The sequence below is a fragment of the Phascolarctobacterium faecium DSM 14760 genome (genome assembly GCF_003269275.1).
GTDB classification, from domain to species: Bacteria; Bacillota; Negativicutes; order Acidaminococcales; family Acidaminococcaceae; genus Phascolarctobacterium; species Phascolarctobacterium faecium.
The window spans coordinates 355,329-381,360 of record NZ_QLTS01000001.1; the positions used below are offsets into that span (position 1 = coordinate 355,329).

Consider the following 26,032-nt stretch of genomic DNA (forward strand, 5'->3'; position numbering starts at 1 on the left):
ATATTATCCTTTGACCCCCGATTGCATAAAGGTATTGAGTATAAATTTTTGGCAGACGAGATATAATGCCAGCGGCGGCAGACTGGTCAGAGTAGCGACAGCCATAGCTATCCCCCACTCACTGCCGCCTTCAGCGCTGATAAACATTTGCAGTGCCAGCGGCAGGGTATAGGTTTCTTTGTCCTGCAGTACCAGCAGCGGCCAAAAGTATTCGTTCCATGAGTTGATAAAAAACAGGATACCGACTGCTATTATCGACGGTTTGATCAGCGGCAGCACAACCTTGCGCAATACCTGCAGCGGGCCGGCATTATCTAAAACAGCGGCTTCCAGCAATGGTTTGGGTATGCCGCGCATCGTCTGACGCATCAGGAACACACCCATACCATCAACAAACTGCGGCAGCATAACACCCCAGGGAGTATTCAGCAGGTCCAGCCTGCTCATCAGCAAATAATTCGGCATAATCAGTACCGTTATCGGAATAAAGAAGGTCAGCAGCATGCTGTTAAAAACTGTTTCTTTATATTTAAAGTCATAATAGATAAAGGCAAAAGCTGCCAAAACACTGGTCAGCACTTTGAATACTGTTACGAACGCAGCAATGAAAAATGTATTATAGATATAAGTAAACAGCGGAAAATTGCCTAATACGGTAAGATAGTTATTCAATGTCGGTGGCAGAGGCAATGGATTGAGTGTTGCCTGAAAAATCTGGTCCATATCTTTGAGCGATGTGGAAACCATAAAAACTATCGGCCACAGCTGAATAAATACTGCCACAAGCAAAGGCAGATGCCAGCAAAGATCTTGATGTGTTTTAGTTTTCATAATAAACTTTTTTCTCCAGATATTTATTTTTCAGATACAGGAACGCCATATAACAGAACATGGTGATAATAGCGAAAGCCGCTGATTTACCGGTTTGGAAGAAAATAAAACCATACTGATAGACGATATATACCAAATTGGAACTGCCCTGATCCGGTCCTCCCTGCGTCAGCATATTGACAGGTACCAGTACATACTGCAGACCGAAAACTACAGTGATCGTGAAAACATAAATTGCAGTAGAAGAAGTCATCGGTATGATAATACGTCTAAAGATCGTCCAGTTCGAAGCGTTCTCCAGCTTGGCTGCTTCGATCATTTCCCTTGGCACGGCAACCATCGCTGCCAGCATCACGATCAGGTTATAACCAAATACTTTCCAGCCAATGATAGTACAGATAGAAAAAATAACGAGCAGATTTTCCTTAAACCAGCGCGGCGATTCCATATCAAACCACGCAAGCACTATACTAAGCGGTCCGGCCAAAGGATTATAGATCCACAGGAACAGAATGCTTGCCACCGCCAGGGATAAAGTTGCCGGCAGAAACAAAACAGAGCGATAAAACATTTTTCCCCGCTGAAGAAGATGCCCGAGGATAAACGAATAAAGATACGGCAAGACAAAGTTGAACAGCAGCATAATAAGCACAAAAATTACCGTATTCCCAATGATTTTGTACACCTCTTTGCTGCCTAAAATATCAATGTAGTTGCTCAGTCCCACATATTTCATCGTCGGGCTGATCATATTCCAGCTGAAGAAGCTAAGATACAGATTCTGCAGCAACGGCCAGTAAAAGAAAATAACAAACAGCAGAGCCGCCGGCAGTAAGAACCAAAACGCAGGCCACTTGGCTTTATTCATAACAACTCTCCTTTGGTAAAAATCAGGATGCCGCAACAAGCAGCATCCTGATTGGTTCAATCGTTTGTATTACAGTAAGTTATTGATCTTTTCTGCAGTTTCGTGCAGCGCTTGGGCGGCAGTTTCTTTGCCGCTCAGTATAATATCGCGTGCGTCAATCAAGAGCTGTTCAGCCTGTAATCCGTTAGCGCCAGGGAAGCTGGCCCATTTTACCAGATTAGGCATCGTAGACAAGGCAACCTGGATATTTTTGTTTTCTTCGATCATTTTTTTGAAACCGTTGGGGTCGTCTGCTACGCCTTTACGCGGAGGTAGATAACCTGTACCGGTGCTCCATTTAGCCAGCGCTTCAGGAGATTCGATATATTTAATGAATTCCCATGCTGCTTTTTGTTTATCGGCATCTTTTGAGAACAGCATCAGGAAGTTACCACCTGCCGGCACTTTCAATTCTTTGCCTTCAAACTGTGGGAAAGGAGCTGCCATAACTTTGAACTTGGCGCTTTTTTCAAAATTGGCACGTTTGCCAATAGTAGTGCAAACCATCCCCAACTTACCGGACAGATAAGCCTGGAACCCTTCTTCATTAGTAGCATGCAGGCCATTGCCGTCTTTGACCATATCAGCCAACAACTGATAAGCTGCTGCTGCTTCGGGAGTATCGAAACCGGCTTTGACTTTGCCGCCTTCATTTTTCAGCATTGAACCGCCGTTAGATTCAATAATGGCCTGCTGAGTCCAGTTATCAGCATATTCCTGCATAAAAAAGCCCATATTACCGGTCTTTTCTTTGATCTGTTTTGCCGCACTCACTACCTCTTTCCAGGTTTTAGGCGGATTATTGGGGTCAAGTCCTGCTGCAGTAAAAATTTCAGGATTATAGAACAGGACAGGCACACTTATAGAATATGGAATACCGATCTGTTTGCCGTCATCAGTCTGAGCCAATGCCAGAACATTAGGCAGATAATTCTCTTTCAAGAAATTTTTGTCTTCAGGAGCCTGCTTTTCGATCATCGGCTGCAGGTCAGTGTATTTAAGATTTTCAGCGGCATAGTTCAAATAAGACCAGCCCATCTGCACAACGTCAGGATTTTTACCGGAAGCGATAGCTGCCTGCAGATTTTGTGTCAACCCTTTATACATATCAGGGTTATATTTTTCGACAACCTGGATATTGGGATGCTTGGCATTAAAATCGGCAACCAGTTCTTTAACCGTTGTACCGCCGAAGCTTTCGGAGGCTACATGCCAATATTCAATCTGCACTTTTTTGTCAACACCGCCTTTAGACTGATTATCACTGCTGCCGCAGCCGGTAAAGACCATCGCACTGGCAGCTGCCAAAAGCAGTGCCGCAAGTTTCTTCTTCATCATCATTTTTACCCTCCACTTTTTAGTTACGAGCTCTGTTATGTATGATAACGAATTTTGATTAAATCTAAACGTTGTTTTTGTTAAAGATTTGTAAAGTTTGTTGCAAAAATATGTTTAGAAAAAATAAAAAAACAGTAAAACTTTATCCAAGTTCCACCGTCCTTTAATTCTTTAAAACTTCAATATATTAAACCCCCGACTGTATAACAGTCGGGGAAATTATATCTTAACTAAAGCATTTCCATGTCAATCAGCCAAATCATCAGTCTAAATACTACTTAGCTCCCGGTCTATTCTTAAAGCAGGAGTACCTGCAATAATAGTAGCGTTTTCTTTTTATCAAAGCCGTGTAAACATGATGAGCTTTATTACAGACGAATTCTTTGCCGCCAACCGGGCAAATCATCACCAGAGAACCGACGATGCTTTTAGCTTTTGTTTCAATTGTGTTCATTGTTTCTTTTTCTTTCATAGCAGATCACCCCAAACTCAGAATATTTTTTGGTCTGAGCTTACTTCAATGGAATTTTCACTTTATCACTCCCTTACAAGGCTTTTGAGCTTTATATTCATCGGGGTACCAATTATTGAGCGCCGTTTTAACGACGTTGTTTTTGCTTATTGCTAAGGACACCCGTCAGTTACACTTTTTTAAAAGTAAACTATCTCTGTCAGATATTTTTTAAACTTCCTCTTATTGCAAAAATTTATAATTTGTAAATTTTAATTTATATTATTGAAAAAAGTTTGTCTTTTTAAATTTTTATTTTTCTTTATAGATATTTTTAGGTATAATAACATATTTGTTTTGAGTATGCAAGATATCTTTATTTACATAATTAATTTCAGATTTAATTTATTGTGATATTTTGCCATTCTTGTTAACTATAGGGAATGTTTGTGATTTATAGATACAAGTGAATAGAATTATTAAAAATACTGTATGTATCGTCATTGTTGCGCTTCTTTAACCTATGAAAATATTAAATTTGAACAACTACAGATAAATAAAAAACACCTGTATTCACAGGTGTTTTTTATTTATTAATTTTCAACTATTTATTCTTGGCCTGCGCAGAAGTAGGCAAACGGACAGTTTTTACAATATTTCGTTTTCACAGTAAATTCACTTTCTCTGCGTTTAGAAAAAATATCCCTGCATAACTCAGCAACTTCCTGCAATCTATCACTGCAATCCTGCAGCTGCCAGCAGGAATTATTTTGTAAAAAGTGCAACTCGGCCAATGTCACCGGACGCTGCCATAATTCTGCAGCTGCCTTTTGATACAGTGCCAACTGATAAATATAACCCGGTGCAGGTTCGCCTGCTTCCGGCGGCACGCCTGTCTTATAGTCAACGATCCTCAGCGTACCGTCACTGTTAAAAACAGTACAGTCAATATAACCGCTGAAAGCAGCAGCAATCCCATATTCCTGCAGCAACGGTAGTTCAAAGCTAATTTCAGCCTTACGTTCAGCATTCTGCAGCTTTTGATAAAGAGGTCCATTAATATATTGCATATATATATCATATGTCCGTGCAGCGCTTCCCTGTACCTTATTTATCTGCAGCGCTGATCTGAAAGCCTGTTCCGGTTCGTAACCGTTCGTCAGTAATTCCAAAGCCTTATGGATCACAGTCCCCTGCAGTGCCGCCGGCAGATAACCGTCTGAATCAGTTACCTTTACAGCTTCATACCCCGGCATCTGCAAAATATATTGATAATAATAACAGCGGGGGCAATCAAGATACGTCTGCAGCGCTGTTGCTGACAAGCTGCGCTGCCACTCCAACCCGTATTCCGGCAGCGGTTTGATCCGCTGCAGCAGTTCATCTGTTACAATAACCTTCTCCAACTCTGCTGCTGCGTTAACAGAAATTTCTTTTTTATCAGCTGCATATTCCTTTAACAGGAAATGATCATATTCCTGTAAAATATTGCGCAGGCTGCTGAACCATGTCTCACTTCTGCTTTTGCTGCTGCTGTCATAAGTCCCTGATAGGATCAGCCTGTCCTGCGCCCTTGTCATTGCAACATATAACTGCCTCTGTTTTTCAGCGCTATCCAACTGCTTTTCTATGTCTTTGATTGCCAGCATGACGCTTGTATCCTGCAATTCACCGCCGATATCAACTTTAATGCCTAAACCTGCGTCTGCATTAAATCTCAGCATATCCGTATCGCCTTTGCCCTTGGCATCAAGCGCGGGTACAAAAACTACAGGGAATTCCAAGCCTTTGGATTTATGGATCGTCATAATCGTCACGAAATCGCAGCCAGTCGTATCTGCAGCAGCAGCCTCTCTTGCTCCGGCCTGGCGCAGCTGCTGCAGCCGCAGCAGATATTCTGCCAGCGTCCCATGTTTTTCTATGGTATAGGCCTCAGCCAAAGCAATCATTTTTTTTATATTAGCAAGCTTTTCCAGACCAAATTCCTGCGCTGTCAGAAGCGGTTCCAGTTGCAAGACGTCAACAATAGTATGCAGCAATTCCGGCAATGGCGTCGTCTCCGCATATTGCCGCAGCTGCCGAAGTTTCTCCGCAGCAGTCAATAGATGGCAACGCTTCTGATAATCGATCAACAGCCATGCATCCTTCTGCAGCAGCTGCCATAAGGTAACTGTCTGCTCCTTCTGCTTGTTCAGCTCCAGAAAAAGTGCTGTCAAGCTTTCATCATCAACAGCAAAATATGGCGACCTCAGCACACCAGCAAGCTCCAGACTGCGGCTGCTGTCTTCCAAAAATACCAGTAAATTGATCAAATCAATGATTTCCCGTCGTTCATAAAAACCTTTACCATCAACGATAGTATAAGGTATACCCGCCTGCTGCAGAGCAGAGGCAAAACTTTTAGCCGATGTTAATGCACCGAGTAGTATTACCATATCTTTGTAGGATATTTGTTCTTCGGTATGCAGCTGCAGTATCCGTTCTGCTATAACTGCTGCCTCCGCTTCCCTGCGGATGGCTTTGCTTTCTTTATCGTATGCGATTACCAGCATTTCCGGCAAAATATCAGTCGCACGATTGGCATTCAACGCTTCAAAATAAACGTCCTGCTGTCTGTCTTCACCTAATAATGCCGCAAAGGCCAAATTGCATAAATCAAGCACTTTATCAACTGTACGGAAGTTATCATCTAAAACGATATTACTGCCGCCAGCAGCTTCTATATCGCGCCTGACACGGGCAAATACACTTACGTCAGCGCCGCGGAAACGATAAATTGATTGCTTGGCATCACCTACTACGAACAGCTTATGTCCCAGCAGCCTGTCTTTATCACCGCCGCACAGCAAATAAACAAGTTCTCTTTGGCGTTCGTTAGTATCCTGAAATTCGTCGACCATAATATACTGATAGCGGCTGCTGTTTTTACTGCAAACCTGGCGGTTATTTTTTAAAAGCTCCAAGGCCCTGCTTTCCAAGTCGTCGAAGCCCAGCATATTATTAAGCTCCTGCTGTTCACGCAGATAAGCACTGCAATTCACCAGAGCCTGCTGCCAGCAGGGTATCAATTTCAGTGCAGCTGCGTCTGCCGCCAGCAAATGCAGCTGCTGCAGAATTTCTTTAGCCGCTTTGACCACTGCTTTATCACTGCTTGTTGCAGCTAGAGTACCCACATAGCTGTCTAAAAGCGTCATATTTTCAGGCTTGCTGCTGTCTGCTGCCGCCTTTAAAAGTTCCGGAAGGTGTTCGCGCAGCAATTCCAGCTTTTGCCTATGAGCTGAGGCTTTCACCTTCATTTTGTCTTCTGCCAGTTCCAATAGCAGCTCCTGCAGTTGTACCTGTAATACGTTTTTCTCGTTCATCTTTGCCTGATACGGCTGTAACAAATCACCAAAGTTCAAAATCGCATCCATTTTAGGTATGGCAAGCAATAGCTGTTTTACAACATCAGCTGCGGTATATTCATCAGCCAGACGTAAAATATCACTGTCACCGCGGCGCAGTCCCTGTTTTACAAACTGCTGCACAGTGCGCAGTAAAAATTCATCCATTTCTACTTCTTCAGCTACCTGAAAAGCAGGATCAAGACCTGCTTCCACGGGATTTTCTTTCAACAGACTGTTACAAAAACCATGTATAGTATTGATACGCGCCTGTTCCAGCAGTTCCAGCTGCTGCTGCCAGAAAGATGCATGCAAAGCATCCTCCTGCTCCAATTCCGCCAAACGTCTGCGAACCCTTTCTTTCATTTCACCCGCGGCTTTGCGCGTAAAGGTAATAGCCAGAATATCGGCAGCACTTACCTGTTTGCCGCCCTGCCTGAGGCTCTGTCGAAGAATGTTGACAAAACGTTCTACGAGAACACGTGTTTTACCACTGCCGGCGCCGGCAGACACAGATACATTTCTATCCAGCGTCTCTATCGCTTCCTGCTGGGCTTTAGTAAAATCAAACATTTTCTTCACCGCCTTCTGCTGCCAGTTCGCCGTAGGCCCGGCAAATATCCTTCCCAGGACAATACTCAGGGCAGTTTTTACGCGGCGCCGGCGGGAAATTCCCCTGCCGCAAGGTATTGATATATCCTCTGACAGTCGTACGGCAAAAATCTGCAAAAGCCAGCCATTGATCTTCTGCATCACTGAACGGTTTATTATTTGTTGTAAAAGGCGTTTTTCCTAAAGTCTGCATGGCAAAACCGCCTTTGCGTTTCGCTTCCTTTAGTGAATAGTAACCGCCGCCAAGCACTTTGCTCTGAGGCTCTAAGGCTGCAAGCGCCATAAGATATACCGGAATCTGCAAATCCAGTCCTTCTGTCAGCTCACTGCCCGACGGAGTTTGGCTGCGTTTATAATCCGTAACAAAAATACCATTACCGTCACTGTCGATACGGTCGATACGTCCGTTCAAATAAATTTTTCCGCCGTTGACCTCCAGCACCAACGGAGCACTGCCGTTACGCCCAAAATCCCATTCTATTTTTACTGGTACAAAAGGTTCCCATTTTTTCTGGTATACAAGCTCCCGCTGCAGCCAGCGGCGCAGCAGCAAATTCAGCTTCCGACGCTGCGAAGGCCAGAAATCTGTAACGGCAATCTTTTTCCCAGTAATATATTCATCACAAACTGACGTCATAATGTCATCAAGCTGACTTATAAGCTCAGTCGGCGGATATTTGGTAAGCTTTTCGTGCAAATGTCCCGCCATAAATCGTGCTAAAACATCATGCAGCAGGCTGCCTTCAACAGCAGGCTCCACCGTTTCTGTAAGTTCTTCATATTGCTGCTGTTTCCAGACATAGCTTAGTAAAAACCTGTATGGGCATTGAGCATAGGTTTCTAAATGCGACGCACTGAATAAACCGCCAACAGCTTCATTAATAGCCCGCTGCAGCTGTACGTCTTCAAAAACTCCCTTATAAACACTATCGCCTTGCTCACGAATTCTTTCGATACTGCTGCGCAGTGTCCAATCTGCTCCCAACCGCTCCAACAACCAATTATGGCAGGTATCTTTTTGGGTAATCCCCAGCAGCAGCTCCTGCTCAGACAAAGCCTCCTGCCAGCCTATACGTCCAGCTCTGCTTCTGGTTATACACCCGGCTGCATATAATCGTTCCACATCTTCAATATATGCGGAAGCGCCAGCTGTATCGTCGCTGTACCAGCTCAAAGTCAGAGTTTCTGTTGCCATTGCTGCCACTGCGGCAAAAAAGAATTTATCCTCAGCATAAGCACACGCAGTATTATCCAATTCCACGCCGACACCGCTCAATTCGGCCCGTTCTCTGTCATTGTAGATCCAGTTTTCATTTTTACTGCGCGGAAACTCACCTTCGCGCAGTCCCATAATGTAAACATGCTTGAACAGCAGCCCCTGCAGATTAGCAGCTTCTCCGAATAAAATACCTTCACTGTCGGCCGCTGTTAAAATGATTTGCCGTTCGGAACAGGCAGAAATCAGCAGCTGGCTGTATTCCTCCGCTTTTAAAGGCACACTTTCCAAACCGCCATTCTGATAATCTTCACTCAGTGTATCCAAAACTTCGGATAATTGCCGTACTGTCTCTACTATATTTTTAACCTCAAGCAGATCTGCCCTGCCATTTTTATAATTTTCGCCAGCCTTAACAGGCAGCTCCAAAGCTTCTAATATTGTTTTAAATGTTTCTCCATAAGCAGCCGCCGTATCTCGCCGCTGCACCTTGTCCAGCAGCAACTCAAGTTCGCCTAAATCAGCTGACCACTGCTTATTTTCATTGGCATCAGCCTTATCACGAACTGCCTTACGCAGTTGCCGCAGATCATTATATAAATATTCCTGTTTCAATCTGTTGAGCTGCTCTCCGTCAAAGCTATAGACCAGCTTTACAACGCCGCATTTTAACAGACGCCAGTAAGCAGCGATAGCTTCACTGCCGCCGGCAGCTACGTTCAAAAGTAAACGCAGAAATTCACAGACAGGCTGAGCACTCAGAGAAGCGATCTTAGGTAAAGTAACAGGTATACCATATTCATCACAAACAGCTCTGATACCGCTGTAAGTCTTAAAATCACGTACAGCAACCAAAAAATCATTATAAGCGGCGCCATGCTGCAGCTTAGCTTTTATAGAACGCAGCACTGCCCGCAGTTCACCTTCACTATCTCCTGATTCAATAAAATTTATACTGTCAGCAACAGCCAGCGTCTGGCAGCTTCCAGCACCTAACTTAGCCGTTAAGTGCTGCAGATCAGGCTTTCGTACTGAACCTTCCATATGCAGATCATGCAGCTGAGCAAAACCGCTTAAATAACCGAAACTCCGCTCTACAGCAGCAAATATTTCCGGTCGTTTGGGCTCGTACATCAAACCGATACTGATCTGACAATGCCGTGACAAAGATTTTATAAGCAAACGCTGCAAAGCATCAAAATGATAAAATTCGCTGAAATATAACTGCTGCCAAGGCAGCTTGGCCTGCGGTCTTTCTAAAACCGCTATTGCTAACCGGTATAAACCCTCTACATCATACCAGTTTTTTTGTTTTAGCTTATTGCGATAAAGGTTATAAAGTGCCGCTACTTCACGGTCCTTCATCACATAGGCAGGATTGCGCTGTTCCCATTCCAGCAGCGCCGTAGTAATTTCTTCCTGTGTCGACCCACTGCGTGAAAGCTGACCCAAAAGCCCGGTAACAGCTTTAACGAAACCTTCTTTATCTGCCAGTTTACTAAAATAGTCCAGGCCCTGCAATTTAGCCAGCTGGTGCAGCAAATCACCCACAAGCAGTTCCTGTGTCCTCCGGGAAATCATTTCCAATTTTACTTCCGGCGGCAAATCCAGCAGCTGTCTGTTTAATGCTACGATACGGTTGGGCAGATATTCAAAATTAACTGCCTGCGCCCTGCCTGACCGGCGGGCATGATTCACAAGCAATCTGCTTGGAAGCACCAGCAACGCTTCATCATAGCTATATTTGTTTTCTGCCTCTGCCGAAAAAAAATCCCTGGCCGTAGCACCTAACGGTACTGTATATAAATCGATCATTTTTCTTCTCCGCTCAATAAAATTATATATTTATTGTACCACAAAACAGCAGTTTCCAGTATTAAGCACAGACAAAAAGCAACAGCTGACAGAGCCGTTGCTTTTAAATACCTAACTTATTTTCATTTACTGTTTTTCCAGACAGAGGGAGCGTAAATTTATAGTGAAATTTATGCATGCCTTGCCGTTCATAGAAGCAATGCGCCTTTTCCCGCAGCATATTACTGCTTAGTTCAAACTGAATACAACCATTGTCCCGGGCCAGCTTCTCCGCATAAGCAAAAAACTGCTGCCCTAAGTTCCTGCCGCGATGGGATCGCTCCACATCAAATTCTAAAATCTCTGCTATTTTTGCGGCATGATGCAGCTGTCCTTCTACGCGCAAATGTAAAAATGCAACGGTTCTGCCCTCAATTTCACCAATCATGAGAAAATGTTCCGGCAGCTTCAATAAACTACCGAAGATATTTTCAAATTCCAGCAGCGGCAAATCCTGCTCCTCTAATTCACAAATCAGAGCGTACACAGCTCTTACATCCTGTAATTCAGCCTTTCTTATCAGCACCCGCATCACTTCCATCATAAAATTCTTTTTGCAGCAACGCCGCAAAATCTTCAGCCAGCTGCGGTTTACCAAAATAATACCCCTGAATATAATCACAGCCAACACTTTTCAAAAATTCAAACTGCGCTGCAGTCTCTACTCCTTCGGCAGTCACTTCTATTTGCAGAGAATGAGCCAGATAAATGATATTTGAAATGATTTTTTCACTGCGGTCATCCCCAATATCGTCGACAAAGCTTTTGTCCAGCTTCAAAACGTCGATAGCTACATTTTTAAGCATCATCATCGAAGAATAACCGGTTCCAAAATCATCCATCAAGACTTTGATGCCAACTTTATGCAATGCTTCGATAACATTATTCATAATACTGATATTTTCAAAAAAGGCACTTTCCGTCAGCTCCAGCTTTATATAAGCAGCAGACAAACCGCTTCCATTCAAAACACCGATATATTCGTCAACAATATGCGGATCATACAGGCACATCCGCGACATATTGACTGATATTGGCACAGGTATAAGCCCCTGTTTAAGCCAACGCATCTGCTGGCGACAGACGAGTTCGAACATATAACGGTCAACCTTATTGATAAATCCATTACGTTCAAAAAGCGGCACAAATTGATAGGGCGGAACAATAATACCGTTACTTCTGCGCCAGCGTACTAAAGCTTCTGCACCGATAAGTTTCTGCTCTTTGGTACTGTACTTGGGCTGATAGTAAGCAATAAATTCGCCTTCAGCCAAAGCTTTTTCCATCTGACTTTCAATTTCTTTTTCGTGCAACAGCTTATCACGTACGGCTCCGTCATAAAAAGCCCAGGCTGTGTCACCTTTATTTTTTATTGTCTGCCGGGCAATATAAGCTCTGTCTGCCATACTGACGATATCATCAGTTTCACCGTCAACCTCGTATATACCCATAGAAAGGGATAGTTTATAGACCTGTCCGCTTTTTGTAATATAGTTATTCAAATGCAGACATAAATCATTGATACGCCAAAGCAGTTCTTCTCTCGTATCAAATCGCAGCAAAAAAATAAATGTATCGGCAACACCATGCGCTAATATTTCGCCTTCATTCAGGCTTGCTTTTACTTCCTGCCAAATATAACGCAAAAGGTCATTGCCTTCTCCATAGCCAAACATATCGTTGAAATATTTAAAGCCGTCGATATCCATACTTATGATAGCTGTTTTCTTATCTGTTTCAGGCAATAACAGTTCTGCTTCTTTAAAAAATTTGGCAAAAGAATGCCCGCCAGTAACTTCATCGACATAAGCGATATCCATTAGTTCCTTTTGATTGCGGGTGTGAATACGCATAATATGCCAGATAAACAGTAAAAAAATCGCAATCAATAAAATACCCAGCAAATAAGTTTTATTCAGAACCATATTAGTCTTATCTTCAATAACACTGGCTGGAGTTACCGTCAGCAGCATCCAGTTATTTACACCAATCGGTGAACAGTACATATATTTCTGACTGCCGTTATAAAATTCAATATAACCGCCTTTTTTGCTGTTGATCATCTGCCAGAGTTTTTCTGCGCTGTCTTTATTATTTACCGGGTCTGCTGTCAGCAGGGCAGCATAAACATTCCTAAAGTTTTTGAAGCTTTCTGTATGCTGTGAATCCACTACAACGTCGCCATTTTCCTGTACTACATAAGAATATCCGGCACCGCCAAAAAAGATACTTCAATAGTTTTTCTGAAAGTATCCAGGCTATAGGTCGCAAATAAAACCCCGCTCGGCTTATTACTGTCATCTTCAAGAATAGGTACTGCATAAACAGCTATCCGTCCGCCGTCAGTATAATCGTCAAGATTGCGTGAAACAGTCGTCTGCCCACGAAGTGCCTTGACAAAATATTCACGTTCTGAAATATTCAGTTGAATACCATCAGTCGTATAAGCACGTCCATCAGGTAATACTACTCCAATCCGCTTAAAGCTGTTACGCTCAGCCGCTTCCTTCAAATAAGCAGCTGCTGCCTGGGGATCATTAACAAAAATCCGGCTGACATCATGTGAAAGTTCTGCTAAAAGATTCTGCTTGTTTTTGATTTCGTTATGCAGCATCAATGCTCCCTGATTGGAAAGTTCTTTCAGTGAATTGATGTTTTCTTCTTTATAGCTTTCTTCAATGCTTCTGCTATAGGAAAAAACAGCAGTCAACAAAATAATAATGGCAATCAAACCCAACAAAAGCGTGCCATAAAGCCTTTTATATTTGCCCATCGCTGTCTTCCTCCAATTTCCGAAACATTTTCAGTCAGATTATTTTAACAGTTTGTCCGCTCTCAGGCTCTTCCAAATAGATCTCGCCAATATGCAGCTTACCCTTCACTATTTCAAAAGCATCTGTTTTGATTGTCCCCATTTTTGTTTCAATGACAACATTTTTAAACTCCAGACGTTTATTTTGATTGGAAAACTCGCCGCTGATACTGTCGAAAGGTATTATATAATATGACCCTTTTCCAGACCTAAAACTGCCATAGGTCAAAGCAGTTTTAGGGTCACCTTGGGAACGAATCTTAAAATCCAGTTCTACCTTGCATTTTATTTTACCGTTACGTGCAGCAATGCTGCCCAGCAAATCATGTCCCAAAGCATCAATATTATAATATTTTGTATCCAGATGATAATCGCCAAAAGCTTCGACTGTGCCGCCAAAAACATTTCCTGTTACATTAGTGAATTTCAGCAGTGCATCTTCATAATGCAAATCACCTCTGACCTTAGAAAAATGCAATCCCGGAATATTCAATTCTTTAAAAGTCAAATGACCATCGATAACAGGGCTTGGAAGCTCGCCGGTGACGGCAGCAGTGATAGAAACCGTATCTTTGATATCTGCGATCCCCAATGAGGCAGGTAACACATTATACAGTTCCAAATGCAGATCGTAATGGGGAATCTGCTGCGCTAAATTGATGTTTCCCTTTATTTCCACCCCATCGCCAACCATAGTGCCGCCAAATTTTCCAGTCACAAAATCAATCGTAAGCTTTTTCTGCGTATCAATATCAATTATTGCATTAACTTCATTCAGTACAAAATAACGGTTATGATAACCGGCAGTTAAGGTACAGTTATTAAAAACAACACGCATTTTCAGCCGCTTATTTTCTAAATCCAGATTCAATTCATGCCTGTCTCCAGGATGCCTTTCCTTTACTACGATCTTTTCCTGCGCTATATGTTCAAGTTCAGCTGCTGTTTCGTTTCCTGACAAAACAGCTTCCTTTTGTTCAGCCCGGTCAATAACTCTTTTGGCCTGTGCCTGCTCAAAAATATCCAACTGCATCTTTCTGTTGAATCTTACGGCAAACAAAGCGTTGTCCAATTCCAGTTCCTTAATAGTAGATGTACTGATACTTCTGGTAATAATATCCCATGTCCGCACCTTGAAACGTCCCTGCGGCACATGTACGATAGGCTGACCGTCAATATCAAGCCAGACAAGATTCTGAAACTCTACCCGCCCCCAAATGTCGGCATCAATACTGCCAAGCGTCACCGAGCCTTTGAGCACTTTTTGAGCAGACATAGTTTTATTAAAAATAAGCATAGCCTGATCACTGGCTATTTTACACAAAGTAAAATAAGTAACTGTCACAAGCGCCCACAGTCCCAAAGCGATATAAATATATTTCTTTTTTATCTGCATATTATCACTATCCTTTGAGCGGACTGTTTCAGCTACGCTTAAATACTCTGTGTTTTCGTCATAATCTTCAAAATTTCCTGATCAGTAGTAGCCATTCCCTCTTTAGCCAGCTGCCCCACATTTTTTATAGTGTTCTCAACACCTTTGCTGACGATACCATCGCCTCCGTAAAATTGCTGCCCTTCTTTATACATATGATAACCTAATATACCTGCATCGATAGCCGTAGCTATTTTAGCAGCGCACGAAGCTTTAGCGCCGTCGCAGATAATACCGGAAGTTATTGCCAGAGAATTGACGATCGTGTGAGAAACTTCATCAACACCGCCTCCATACAGATACGCAATACCGGCACCACTGGCACAGCCGGCACTGACTGCACCGCAGTAAGCCGACAGCCTGCCGATACCTGACTTCAAATGGATCGTGATCAGATTAGATACCAGCAAGGCCCTATAACGTTTCTCGTCAGAAACACCCAACTCCTTAGCATACTCTATAACTGGTATGGAGGCAGTAATCCCCTGATTACCGCTGCCGGAATTGATCACGACTGGCATCTCGCAGCCGTTCATTCTGGCGTCAGAACCGGCAGCTGCTTTGGCTTTAGCTCTTATTTTTACGTCATCCGTTCCATAAGTCTTTAAAAGGACCTTACCGATATTAGCTCCATAATCGCCAGCCAAGCCTTCCTCTGAAATATTAACATTACATTCGATCTGAAGATCAAGAATATCCTTAACATCTTCTATTCTTGCAGTATCAGCAAATTCAATAATCTCCTGTACATTCATAAATCCACGATCTGTAAAGCCCAAACTGTCTTCGACTGCAATATCTTTCTGCAGCACATATTTATCATCTTCTCTTATTTCCACTATATTTGTATGAAACTCACAGATGCGTACATAAGCAGAATGGCCATTACCATAAACAGTGATCATTATATCAAAGATTTTTTTACTATCAGAAAAATTAACTGTTATTGGTGTGCTTTCTAAAAATTTATGAATTACGGCAACTGCTTCTGTACTCACTTCCGAAATAACTTTAAGCTCCTTCGCGGCATCTCCTGCCACAATACCTGCTGCCGCTGCCACTTCAATACCGCGCAGTCCCCCTGTATTCGGTACAATAACACTTTTTACATTCTTGATGATATTACCGCTGACCTCAATTTCTACACGTTCAGGCAAACAGCCTAAATGCTCTCTGGCAATAGCTCCGGCATAAGCAATAGCAATAGGCTCAGTACACCCCATCGCCGGAATCAATTCCTCTTTCAGCACATTGATATAATCCTGGTATTTTTGCCTTGTTATCATCTGCTTACCCCTCTGTATTTATGATTTATTCTTAATTATTCTATACATCTGACCTGTGACTCTTTATAAAATCATAATAAAAGTCCCCAAAAGTAATAAGGACAGAACCGATAATTGTTTTTACAGTAAATTGTTCATGTAAAAATACCGCTGCCATCACCAAAGTGATGACTATACTGAATTTATCCACCGGAACTACTTTCGAAGCAGCGCCAAGCTACAGCGCTTTAAAATAACATAACTCTAAAAGCAATGTGAAACGATGGTTCTAATCCATTAGTTCAGTCTTCAACCAATCTTTCAATTTCTTTCTCAAGCAATAAAAATGCTTTGGAAACTACATAACCATCAGCAATCGCATGATTCATTCTCACCGTCACAGGCATCAGCAATCTGCCATTTTCACTGTGATATTTTCCCCAGTTTATAATCGGAGGGAAATGCAGATGTCCGTCAGGCAGTTCTACATGTAGTGCTTCATATGACAACCAGGGAATATAGGAAGCATCAAAATAGTTTAATTTACTGCCGTCCAGACCATAACTGCGGGTCTGTTTAGCCTTTTCCATATCAGCGCAGCATCTGTCATAAAAAGCCTGGTAATCTTCGCTGAACTCTGTATAAACTACTGTAAAAGTCTCCGTATCCTCGTGGAAAACATAATGCGCAGTGTTGATTTTATCAAATACGACTAACTTATCTTCCTGATACAAATACCGCATTTTGTAGTCATCTCTGGTATTCAGCGCCTTGGTCAGGACATACAGAAAATTGATATAAAATTTAGTTCCAGTTTGTTTTGAATATGCAACAAGTTCACTAACATCGATCTTGGATGTAATCATAACCGAACATTTACAGTCCATCGTAAAATGCCTGTAAATATCCTTACGATAATACTTTTCCATATCTAAAACTTTATAATCCATAATTACCACCTTTTACACAACACAAATCAACTTTGGCCGTTTAACAAGTTTGCATAAATTAAGTATTCAAATAATTCCAAAGAATCTTTTTTCCAATTTATTGTTGACATCGCAATTGCCAAAACGCCACAGCGCTTGCAGCAGCTACATTAAGTGAGTCCACATTGTACTCCATAGGGATCTTCACAACATAATCGCACGCATCAATCGCAGCCTGAGATAAGCCGTAGCCCTCTGTACCAAAAACCAAAGCCAGCCTGCCCTCTGCCATCAGCGCCTGATCATCTATACTGACAGCATGCTCACACAAAGCCATTGCAGCTGTTTTAAAGCCCCATTCTCCCAGCTCTTTGACATTGTTTTCTATATAAGTCCAAGGTATCTGAAATACCGTTCCCATACTGACACGTACTGCTTTTCTGCATAAAGGATCACAGCAGGAGCGCATCACAAGTACCGCATCAACACCTAACGCCGCTGCCGATCGGAATATTCCTCCTATGTTGGCTGCATCCGTGATATTATCCAATACCGCCACCCGCCTGGCTTGAAAACATATCTGCTGTACTGAAGGCAGCCTGGGCCTACGCATAGCACACAGGATACCGCGGGTCAGCTTATATCCTGTCAGTCCAGCCAGCACATCCCTGTCCCCGGTATAGACTGTAACATCCTCATACCGAGCAAGAATATTTTGGGCCTGTCCCGTGATATGTCTGCGCTCCATCAACAAGGAAATCGGCTCACAGCCAGCAGCAAGCGCCAACTCTATGACTTTGCCGCTTTCAGCGATAAAGATGCCCTTTTCCGGTTCCAGCTTATGGCGCAGCTGCTTTTCAGTCAATTTTGTGAATACTTCCAGTTCAGGAGCAGAAATGTCATTTATTTCTATAATATTTGCCATTATGCCACTCTTTCTTAGAAAAGCATCTCTCCCGGGTTATAGCCGCTTGGCAGCTCTTCTTCAACTAAAAAATGAAATTCTTCATCACGCAGGACCGGCAAAAATACGGCATAGGGGATCTCTAAAAATTCAGACGTATAACTGCTGGCCCCGAACCATTTACCCTCTTTGGTACCTAAATTCAAATCTCTGGCAAACTTGGTATCATTAGAGCAATCATGTACAACCAAATTCCATTTCTCTTTTGCTGCGGCTGCCATAAATCTGAGTGTCAGTTCGCGGCTCCAGATTGGTGATATATATCCATGGCGGGCAATATACATTTTTTCACCCCAATAATTCTCAATATTATTGGGATTCAAATGCAGCTCCGCACAATTAATAAAATCTAATCCCGTGTCCAAAACAGCCTGTTTTTTCAAAAAGAATTTTTCAAAAAACTCATTGGTCATAGGCGTTTCAATGCCGACTTTTTTGATATACTTTTTTGCTATGCCAATATTTTCAATGACCTTATCAGCACAACCGGAAGCTCCTAAATTAAATCTAAGCTCATTCAGGCCAGCCTCCCCCAATGCTTTAAGCGTTGTTTCCGTAGCCAGAGTGCCGTTAGTATATAGATGCTGATAAATACCAGCCTTGTTAAATTTTTGAATAATATTATAATATTTCTCGATTTCCATAAAAGGTTCTAAATATACATAGGCAACCCCTGTAGGTTTTTTATGGATTTCCAACAACAGATCAATGTCATTTTCATAAAACTTGGTCCCGCCAATGACCCAAATCCCCTCTCCTACCGGTTCAATAGCATCCAGCTCGCCATAATTATAGCAAAACCTGCACTGCAGATTGCATTTATTGGTTTTTCTGATAGCTGTCAGCCCGCTGCCCAACAGACATGAACGGCACCCATCAGGAAATTTTTCATCTGGTCCCACAAAAAGTGTTCTGTCCTTTAATGTTTTCAAACCGGGAATTTGTTCCATAAGCTCTTCTTTTCTTTTTATAACAACTGCCTCAATCTGTGCGAATGTGGCATAAACAATTTCCTGCTGTTTAACCAGAAGCTGTTCCCCTGCAGGCAATTGTGCAAAAAATTCAAACCATGACAAAGCATCCTTCTTAGAAATCTTCATATCTGTTACTGCTCCTTGTCTACAATACAATCTACTTAATCAATCCATTGCTCTCCGCTCTGCGTAAATTGCAGTGCCTGGCAACCGGGCTCCATAATTTTATTTTTTTACTATTGTCATCAATACAACAGTCTCTACATGATGCGTCATCGGGAACATATCTACCGGCTGGGCAACTTCAGCCTGATAACCGTTCTGTTCCAGATAAGCCAAATCGCGGGCAAGCGAAGCCGGATTACAGGAAACATAAACTATACGCTGTGGCATGACCTGCGCAATAGCAGCCAGCACTTTTTCTTCGCAGCCAGCACGAGGCGGATCAAGCAGCACAACTTCGGGACGCACACCCTGTTCTACCAGTTCCTGCATTTTAACAGCAGCATCCCCTAAAATAAATTCAGCATTATCACAGCGATTATCTTCAGCATTACGTTTTGCATCTTCAATAGCAGAAGCTATAATCTCAATTCCATAAACTTTTTGGGCATGTTTTGCCAAATACAGAGAAATTGTACCGGTTCCGCAGTAACAGTCAACAACGGTTTCACCACCGCTCAAAGCCGCAAATTCAATCGCTTTGTTATAAAGTTTTTCAGCCTGGGCACTGTTTACCTGAAAAAACGACTGCGCAGAAATATTGAATTTTAAAGTTCCCAAACGGTCTTTGATCGTCGTTTTACCATATAATAAGCGTGTTTTATTACCCATCACGATATTGGTCTGTTTTTTGTTGATATTCTGCACTACACTTTTCAAGCCCGGAACAGCATCACGCAGCATTTTGACCAGCTCTTTGCCATGTGGAATATCGTAACCGGCAGTAATGATAACTGCCATAACCTCACCAGTGTTAACACCAACCCTGCCCATAACATGGCGGACTACGCCCTTACCTGTTTTTTCATCATAAGCAGAGATTTCATACTGCCGCATCCATTGACGGACAACAGCAATAATGTCATTGTTACGCTGCTTCTGGATCAGACAGTTTTCAACGCCGACTACTTTATGTGTAGCCGCAGCATAACATCCGATTTCCAAAATTCCATTTTCAAATGCAACCGGGAACTGCATTTTGTTACGATAATGCCATGGATCTTCTTCACCGATGATCGGCAGAACTTTGACTTCCTGTAAATGCCCGATCCGAAAAAGCGCATCGCGAACCTGCTGTTCTTTAGCCTTTAATTGCCCCGTATAGTTTAAATGCTGCAGCTGACAACCACCGCAGGCTTCATAAACAGGACATAATGGTTCTACCCGCTCAGGTGATGCTTCCAGAATGGCCGTTACTTTCCCTGACGCATAATTTTTCTTCACCTGTTCCAGCTCTACTTCTACTGTCTCATCTGCTAAGGCGCCATGTGCAAAGACCGTAAATCCATCAGTCTTGCCCACACCTTCACCGCTGCTTCCTAATCCTGTTACTTTTAAAGTTATTTTATCACGCACTAAAAATTTATTATCAACGCTCATAAAATTCTCCTAAATTAAATTTTCAACAACTAAATTATACCACAAATCTATACAGTTTCTTCATTTTACAGTTTAAATAAAATGGCAGAAAAGCGAACTTTTTCACCTTCTGCCAAAATAATCAGCTATTATTTAGTTGCATCTACCCAACTACCTCCAGTTACCTTTTCCAGCATTTCAGCACTGATCGGCAAAGCTGAATGAGGTGTCCCTGCAGCAATAAAAGTAATGTCATACTCTTTCAAACTATTATCCAGATAAACTGAAACCTGCTGACGCAAGGCAAACGGACATACTCCTCCGGGCGCAAAACCTGTGATTTGCATTACAGTTTCCGCATCTGCCATTTTGATTTTTTTCGCTTCGATGGCACGGCCCCATTTTTTTGTGTCTATTTTCTTATCGCCGCAGGCAACAATCAAAATCGGCTTGCCATCAGCTAAAAAACACAAGGTTTTGGCTATCTGTCCCGGCGTTGTGCCCAAAGCCTGAGCCGCCAATTCCGCAGTATGTGTTGATCCCGGCAATATTTTTATTTCCAGTTCCGGATAAGCCTGCAGGCTTTCCTGCACTCTTTTCAAACTTGTTTCATATTCTTCTGCATGCTCTTCCATTTCCATCATCCATCCCTCACATTTCTTTTGCAATTCTGCCACAACTAACAGCTTTATTTTTATACTTTCTGTGCTATAATATATCCATACATGAAGTCATACAGGCATCTGTTGTAATTTTAACACAGACAAGTCTCTCTGACAAATCAAAGTACCTGTTAAAGGAGGTTTATCCATGGATATCATTACTAAAGATACCGGCATCATCGATGCTGTTCAACAACATCCTGAAATTTTGGAAGTGTTTGCTAAATATGGTCTGGGCTGTGTTGGCTGCATGGCAGCTCATTACGAAACCATCGGCCAGGGAGCAGGCGCTCACGGCATTGATGTTGAAGCGCTTATTGCCGACATCAACAAGGCTGTTGCTGCTGCAAAATGATCTTCTTAATAAAAAACAGTCTGACGTTTAAACGTCAGACTGTTTTTTATTACCACTTGTACAATGATCTCAATAAAGCTATCTCAGCTTTATACCCAGGCAATTCATTCGGTGTTTCTAAATAAAAGGGCAAGTCTTTCAGCTGAGGATGATTAGTGACAGCGCTGAGCGCTTCCAATCCAATGTTCCCCTGACCTATTTTTGCATGCCGGTCCTTATGGCTGCCCAAAATATTCAGGCTGTCATTGATATGAACAGCTAAAAGACGTTTCAAACCAATAATTTTATCAAATTCCTCCAAAACACTTTCCAAATCATTAACTATATCATAGCCGCCGTCAAAAACATGACAGGTATCCAGACATACCCCCAGTTTTCCCTGCAACTCCACTCTGTCGATAATCGAACGCAGTTCCGTAAAGTTTCGCCCAACTTCACTGCCTTTACCAGCCATAGTCTCCAGCAGCACCATTGTCTGCTGCTGAGGACGCAGGATTTCATTCAGCAATTCTGCTATCATGATTATTCCCTGCTCTGCTCCCTGTTTTACATGACTGCCAGGATGGAAATTATATCTTGTACCAGGCAGCAGCTCCAGCAACTGCAAATCCTCAGTCATTACCATACGTGCAAAATCCCTTATTTTAGAATCTGCCGAACAGGCATTGAGTGTATAAGGCGCATGTGCCAGGAGCGGCGCAAAAGAATTCTCCCGCATCAGCGCCAGTAAAGCCCTGATATCCTCTGTATCGATCGCTTTGGCTCTGCCTCCGCGTGGATTACGTGTAAAAAACTGAAAGGTGTTGGCACCAAGAGCCAGTGCCTCCTCTCCCATATGCAAATAGCCTTTTGCCGACGATAAATGACAACCAATATTGAGCATAGACCCTCCTAGATTTACAAAGCTTTTAAAAATACGTTATAATTATAACATATCAAGCCTGTTGAAAGGAAAAGTTTGACCATGCAAGCATTACGAGAACACCTGCTGAGCCTGCAGGACACCAAATATCAGAAATTTCACAGTGCCCTTTGTCCCGGTATCGATAACATCATCGGCATCCGTATCCCTGTATTGAGAAAACTGGCAAATGAAATCCTCCGGGATGGAGATTACCCTACTTATCTGCAGAAAGCCTTATACGAACCTTTTGTCTACAGTGAAGAAGCAACCTTATGCGGTATGATTTTAGGTTTACTGAAAATTGATTTTACTGAGCTGCTGGAAAATCTCAATATTTTTGTTCCCCGCATCGACAATTGGGCTGTTTGTGATGTTACCTGCGGCGGTTTGAAAGTTTTCAAAAAAAATCAGGCTCAGGGACGCGAATTTCTGCAGCAATATCTTGCTTCTCCCAGAGAATATGAACTGCGGTTTGCTGTTGTAATGCTGATGAATTATTACAATGATGACACATATATCGACAGTACACTGAAAGAACTGAACAATGTACGACACGAAGGTTATTACGTAAAAATGGCCGTAGCCTGGGCTTTATCGCTGTGCTTCGTCAAGCAGCGAGCTAAAACAATGGTACTTTTTCAAAATAATGAACTTGATGACTTTACTTACAACAAAGCCCTTCAGAAATGTCGTGAATCCTTCCGTGTCAGCGATGCAGATAAAGCCCTGCTGCAAAATATGAAGCGTAAATAAATAATAAAACTCCCGTCTTTATTCAAGACGGGAGTTTTATTATTTTGCCATGCTCAGCAGCATCGCTACTGCTAAAATACTCATGGGTATCAAAATCGCCAACTGACCGATTTCATTGGAATAGTTGAAGAAAAAGAATACAGAAAGCCGAGGCAACAGCTCCTAATTGCCAAACAACAGACCAAAAATCAAAGGAAATGCATTAACAGGCCTTAATTCCGTTATTGATGGTATAGGTATAATAACAAAACCTTTAAAGAGCAGCGCCGTAACGGCAAATACTGCCGTCAGCAAAGCTGCAAATGTCAGTTTTTCTGTTTTATTTCTCTGCGCCCATCATTCCGCCTACTTTTGCACCAGTTTAACCAGCACTTCCACACATTTTAGCAGGGAAGGCACCGGCAAATATTCAAAACGCCCGTGGAAATTATGCCCGCCGGTAAAGATATTGGGACATGGCAACCCCATTTCTGAAAGCCTTGCACCGTCAGTACCACCTCGTACCGGTACTAGATGCGGCTCGATTCCAGCTGCACGCATTGCATTTTCAGCCCGTTCAATTATTTCATAAACAGGCATAATATATTCCTTCATATTACAATAGACATCTTCCATTTTACAAACAACGCTGCCCGCGCCGTATTCAGCATTCAGACAATCCACCATATGCAGCAGCAGTGTTTTACGATCTTCCAGCTTCTTCCTGTCATGATCGCGCAAAATCATTTCCAGCTCAACTTTATCCGTACCGCCATTGATACGCAGACTGTGATAAAACCCTTCATACAGCTCAGTATATTCAGGACACTCGCCGGCAGGCAGCAGCATCTGCCACTTGGCTGCCATCGTCACAGCGTTGCGCATCTTATTTTTAGCAGAACCAGGATGTACCGAAACTCCATAAAATGTCACCGTGGCATTGCAGGCATTAAAGGTTTCATAATTCAATTCACCAACAGCGCCGCCGTCAACTGTGTAGGCAAAATCAGCACTAAAATCTGTCAGAGGAAAATGCTCCGTTCCCCGTCCTATTTCTTCGTCAGGGGTAAACGCCAAAAGTATCTTGCCATGCTTGATTTCCGGATGTGCAAGTAAATACTCACAGGCTGAAACAATAGCGCATACTCCAGCCTTGTCGTCGGCTCCCAGCAAAGTCGTACCGTCCGAGGTTATAATTTCCTGTCCCAGATAATTTTTTAATTCTGGAAACTCCTTCGGGCTCAATTTAACCCCTTTGCCAAGGTCCAGCTCACTGCCGTCATAGGCAGAATGCACCTGCATTTTGATATTCGCTCCCGATGCTTCATTACTGGTATCCATATGAGCAAGCAACCCGATAACAGGCAGTTTTTCATTCGTATTAGCCGGCAATACAGCCAGTACGTAACCATATTCTGTAAGTGCTACGTCATCCAAACCCAAACCTGAAAGTTCAGACTTCAGTAGTTTTGCCAGCTTTAACTGCTTTGCCGTACTGGGCGAAGTTTCTGATTTATCATCAGAAGCCGTATCCAAAGCGACGTAGCTTCGAAAACGTTCAATAATCTTATCTTTACTGAGTTCAATCATTTTTATATACTCCTAAGATCTGCCGTGCAGATAGTCTAACAACTGTCGCGCAATCCTGCCGTTGCGCCCGGTGTGACTCATTTCCCACTTTACCGCAGCAGCACGCAGATCTTCTTTTGGAATATCCAGCCCTTCGGCTTCAGCTTTATTTTCCAACAAACGGAAATACTGCTCCTGATCCATCGAATCAAAAAATAATTTTATACCGAAACGGTCAGCCAGAGAAATTTTTTCGTTAATACTGTCGCGGCTATGCAGCTCGTTCATATTCTGATCCTGCCACACTTCCTTGATAATATTACGGCGATTGGAAGTAGCATAGAACAACACATTATCAGGTTTTACTTCAAGCCCACCATCTAAAATGGATTTTAACGCTTTGTATTCCACTTCAAATTCTTCAAAAGACAAATCATCTAAAACAACGATAAATTTTTTGCCCCAACGGCTCAATTCCTGCATCACCTTTGGCAATCCGGCAAAGTCATGGCGTTTTACTTCAACCATCCGCAGACCTTTTTCAAAAAATGCATTGCCGAGAGCTTTGATAGATGATGATTTGCCAGTACCACGATCGCCAAAAAGCAATACATTATTAGCAGGCTTTCCTTCTAAAAAAGCTTCCGTATTGCGTATCAATTCTTCTTTCTGATAATCATAACCATACAGCTTATCAAAAGTCATATCAGAATAGTTTTTAGTACCAGACAGGCATTCCAGTTCGCCATTCCAGGCAAAGGCACCGTTGTCCAGCATTGCGCCATAACCATAGTCATTATAATAACTGCATAAAATTTCTACCGCTTGCCGCCCGTTTGCATCACCTTCAGCATGCAGTAAAATTTTTTCCAGCTTACTGCGTCCCGGCAAAGGTCTGAACACTGTCGGCGTATAGTTTCCCAGCAGTGGATGGTTTTTATAACGATTAAAAACATCATCGACGAACTCGCGCATAATTACAATATCATGCGCTGCAGCTCTTGCCAGTCCTTCACCAATTTTACCGTCATTTTTTTCGGCAACAGCAGAAAACACATTCTGCTCATGCACGATTGCCGACAGCAAATACTCCAAAGGAATAATCCCTGTCAGGCCTTTTTCTTCAGCAGCAACCAGCAGCAAACCTTCCAGTTCCGGCGCAAAAAATTCTTTAGGCCTGCGCAGAGCATTTACGATCGGGTCGGATAACAGAGCTCGGTAGATCACCAGGTTACTTAAATTAGCGCAGCAATTCATC

General features: G+C 42.6%; 22 protein-coding genes. 2 read left to right on the forward strand and 20 right to left on the reverse strand.

Annotation, left to right across the window (positions count from 1 at the left end):
• Positions 1-3: 3 nt before the first annotated feature.
• The 17 genes from C8D73_RS01685 to C8D73_RS01765 all read right to left on the reverse strand — a co-directional run bounded on the left by C8D73_RS01685 (position 4) and on the right by C8D73_RS01765 (position 21,196).
• Positions 4-831, reverse strand: coding sequence for a carbohydrate ABC transporter permease (locus C8D73_RS01685; protein ID WP_113077122.1), 828 nt, complete (start codon positions 829-831; stop codon positions 4-6).
• Positions 821-1,699: a carbohydrate ABC transporter permease gene (locus C8D73_RS01690; protein WP_021717660.1), complete on the reverse strand. Its 879-nt coding sequence runs from the start codon at positions 1,697-1,699 to the stop codon at positions 821-823. The genes C8D73_RS01685 and C8D73_RS01690 overlap by 11 nt, the downstream gene beginning before the upstream one ends.
• 69 nt (positions 1,700-1,768) lie before the next feature.
• Positions 1,769-3,079: an ABC transporter substrate-binding protein gene (locus C8D73_RS01695; RefSeq protein WP_021717659.1), complete on the reverse strand. Its 1,311-nt coding sequence runs from the start codon at positions 3,077-3,079 to the stop codon at positions 1,769-1,771.
• Positions 3,080-3,350: 271 nt separating this feature from the next.
• The gene (locus tag C8D73_RS01700; protein ID WP_113077123.1) at positions 3,351-3,548 is read right to left on the reverse strand and encodes a hypothetical protein; all 198 of its coding nucleotides are present in this window, start codon (positions 3,546-3,548) and stop codon (positions 3,351-3,353) included.
• A gap of 587 nt (positions 3,549-4,135) precedes the next feature.
• Positions 4,136-7,483: a UvrD-helicase domain-containing protein gene (locus C8D73_RS01705; protein ID WP_113077124.1), complete on the reverse strand. Its 3,348-nt coding sequence runs from the start codon at positions 7,481-7,483 to the stop codon at positions 4,136-4,138.
• Positions 7,476-10,553 carry a PD-(D/E)XK nuclease family protein gene (locus C8D73_RS01710; RefSeq protein ID WP_113077125.1) on the reverse strand — a complete coding sequence of 1,026 codons (3,078 nt, stop codon included), beginning with the start codon at positions 10,551-10,553 and terminating at the stop codon, positions 7,476-7,478. The genes C8D73_RS01705 and C8D73_RS01710 overlap by 8 nt, the downstream gene beginning before the upstream one ends.
• 103 nt (positions 10,554-10,656) lie before the next feature.
• Positions 10,657-11,136 (reverse strand): GNAT family N-acetyltransferase, encoded by a 480-nt coding sequence (locus C8D73_RS01715; RefSeq protein ID WP_113077126.1) that lies wholly within the window; start codon positions 11,134-11,136, stop codon positions 10,657-10,659.
• Complete coding sequence (locus C8D73_RS01720; RefSeq protein ID WP_113077127.1) at positions 11,099-12,763, reverse strand: bifunctional diguanylate cyclase/phosphodiesterase; 1,665 nt, start codon at positions 12,761-12,763, stop codon at positions 11,099-11,101. The genes C8D73_RS01715 and C8D73_RS01720 overlap by 38 nt, the downstream gene beginning before the upstream one ends.
• 23 nt (positions 12,764-12,786) lie before the next feature.
• The gene (locus tag C8D73_RS01725; RefSeq protein WP_113077128.1) at positions 12,787-13,365 is read right to left on the reverse strand and encodes a cache domain-containing protein; all 579 of its coding nucleotides are present in this window, start codon (positions 13,363-13,365) and stop codon (positions 12,787-12,789) included.
• Positions 13,366-13,399: 34 nt separating this feature from the next.
• Positions 13,400-14,800: an AsmA family protein gene (locus C8D73_RS01730; RefSeq protein ID WP_113077129.1), complete on the reverse strand. Its 1,401-nt coding sequence runs from the start codon at positions 14,798-14,800 to the stop codon at positions 13,400-13,402.
• 38 nt (positions 14,801-14,838) lie between these two features.
• The gene (locus C8D73_RS01735; RefSeq protein WP_113077130.1) at positions 14,839-16,125 is read right to left on the reverse strand and encodes an L-cysteine desulfidase family protein; all 1,287 of its coding nucleotides are present in this window, start codon (positions 16,123-16,125) and stop codon (positions 14,839-14,841) included.
• Positions 16,126-16,165: 40 nt separating this feature from the next.
• On the reverse strand, positions 16,166-16,282 hold the full coding sequence (locus C8D73_RS11515; RefSeq protein ID WP_349196054.1) for a hypothetical protein: 117 nt from the start codon (positions 16,280-16,282) through the stop codon (positions 16,166-16,168).
• A 124-nt stretch (positions 16,283-16,406) separates the two neighbouring features.
• Positions 16,407-17,054: a CatA-like O-acetyltransferase, family 3 gene (locus C8D73_RS01745; RefSeq protein WP_021717652.1), complete on the reverse strand. Its 648-nt coding sequence runs from the start codon at positions 17,052-17,054 to the stop codon at positions 16,407-16,409.
• Positions 17,055-17,151: 97 nt separating this feature from the next.
• On the reverse strand, positions 17,152-17,958 hold the full coding sequence (locus tag C8D73_RS01750; RefSeq protein WP_046430047.1) for a TrmH family RNA methyltransferase: 807 nt from the start codon (positions 17,956-17,958) through the stop codon (positions 17,152-17,154).
• A 14-nt stretch (positions 17,959-17,972) separates the two neighbouring features.
• The gene (locus tag C8D73_RS01755; protein WP_113077131.1) at positions 17,973-19,097 is read right to left on the reverse strand and encodes a radical SAM protein; all 1,125 of its coding nucleotides are present in this window, start codon (positions 19,095-19,097) and stop codon (positions 17,973-17,975) included.
• A gap of 99 nt (positions 19,098-19,196) precedes the next feature.
• Entirely contained in the window at positions 19,197-20,573 is a 1,377-nt protein-coding gene (gene rlmD / locus C8D73_RS01760) for a 23S rRNA (uracil(1939)-C(5))-methyltransferase RlmD (RefSeq protein WP_021717649.1), read from the reverse strand.
• A 128-nt stretch (positions 20,574-20,701) separates the two neighbouring features.
• Positions 20,702-21,196 (reverse strand): YbaK/EbsC family protein, encoded by a 495-nt coding sequence (locus C8D73_RS01765; RefSeq protein ID WP_197714921.1) that lies wholly within the window; start codon positions 21,194-21,196, stop codon positions 20,702-20,704.
• A gap of 166 nt (positions 21,197-21,362) precedes the next feature.
• Here C8D73_RS01765 and C8D73_RS01770 point away from each other — a divergent pair, with 166 nt between their 5' ends.
• Entirely contained in the window at positions 21,363-21,569 is a 207-nt protein-coding gene (locus tag C8D73_RS01770; RefSeq protein WP_021717647.1) for a DUF1858 domain-containing protein, read from the forward strand.
• Positions 21,570-21,618: 49 nt separating this feature from the next.
• Here C8D73_RS01770 and C8D73_RS01775 read toward each other — a convergent pair whose 3' ends face one another.
• Positions 21,619-22,452, reverse strand: a complete 834-nt coding sequence (locus C8D73_RS01775; protein ID WP_113077132.1) for a deoxyribonuclease IV — start codon at positions 22,450-22,452, stop codon at positions 21,619-21,621.
• Between the two features lie 81 nt (positions 22,453-22,533).
• On the opposite strand from C8D73_RS01775, the gene C8D73_RS01780 reads away from it, so the two are divergent.
• Positions 22,534-23,226: a DNA alkylation repair protein gene (locus C8D73_RS01780; protein WP_113077133.1), complete on the forward strand. Its 693-nt coding sequence runs from the start codon at positions 22,534-22,536 to the stop codon at positions 23,224-23,226.
• Positions 23,227-23,571: 345 nt separating this feature from the next.
• Here C8D73_RS01780 and pepT read toward each other — a convergent pair whose 3' ends face one another.
• Complete coding sequence (pepT, locus tag C8D73_RS01785; protein WP_211305763.1) at positions 23,572-24,795, reverse strand: peptidase T; 1,224 nt, start codon at positions 24,793-24,795, stop codon at positions 23,572-23,574.
• A gap of 12 nt (positions 24,796-24,807) precedes the next feature.
• Complete coding sequence (locus C8D73_RS01790; RefSeq protein WP_170123150.1) at positions 24,808-26,031, reverse strand: ATP-binding protein; 1,224 nt, start codon at positions 26,029-26,031, stop codon at positions 24,808-24,810.
• Between the last annotated feature and the right edge of the window lies 1 nt (position 26,032).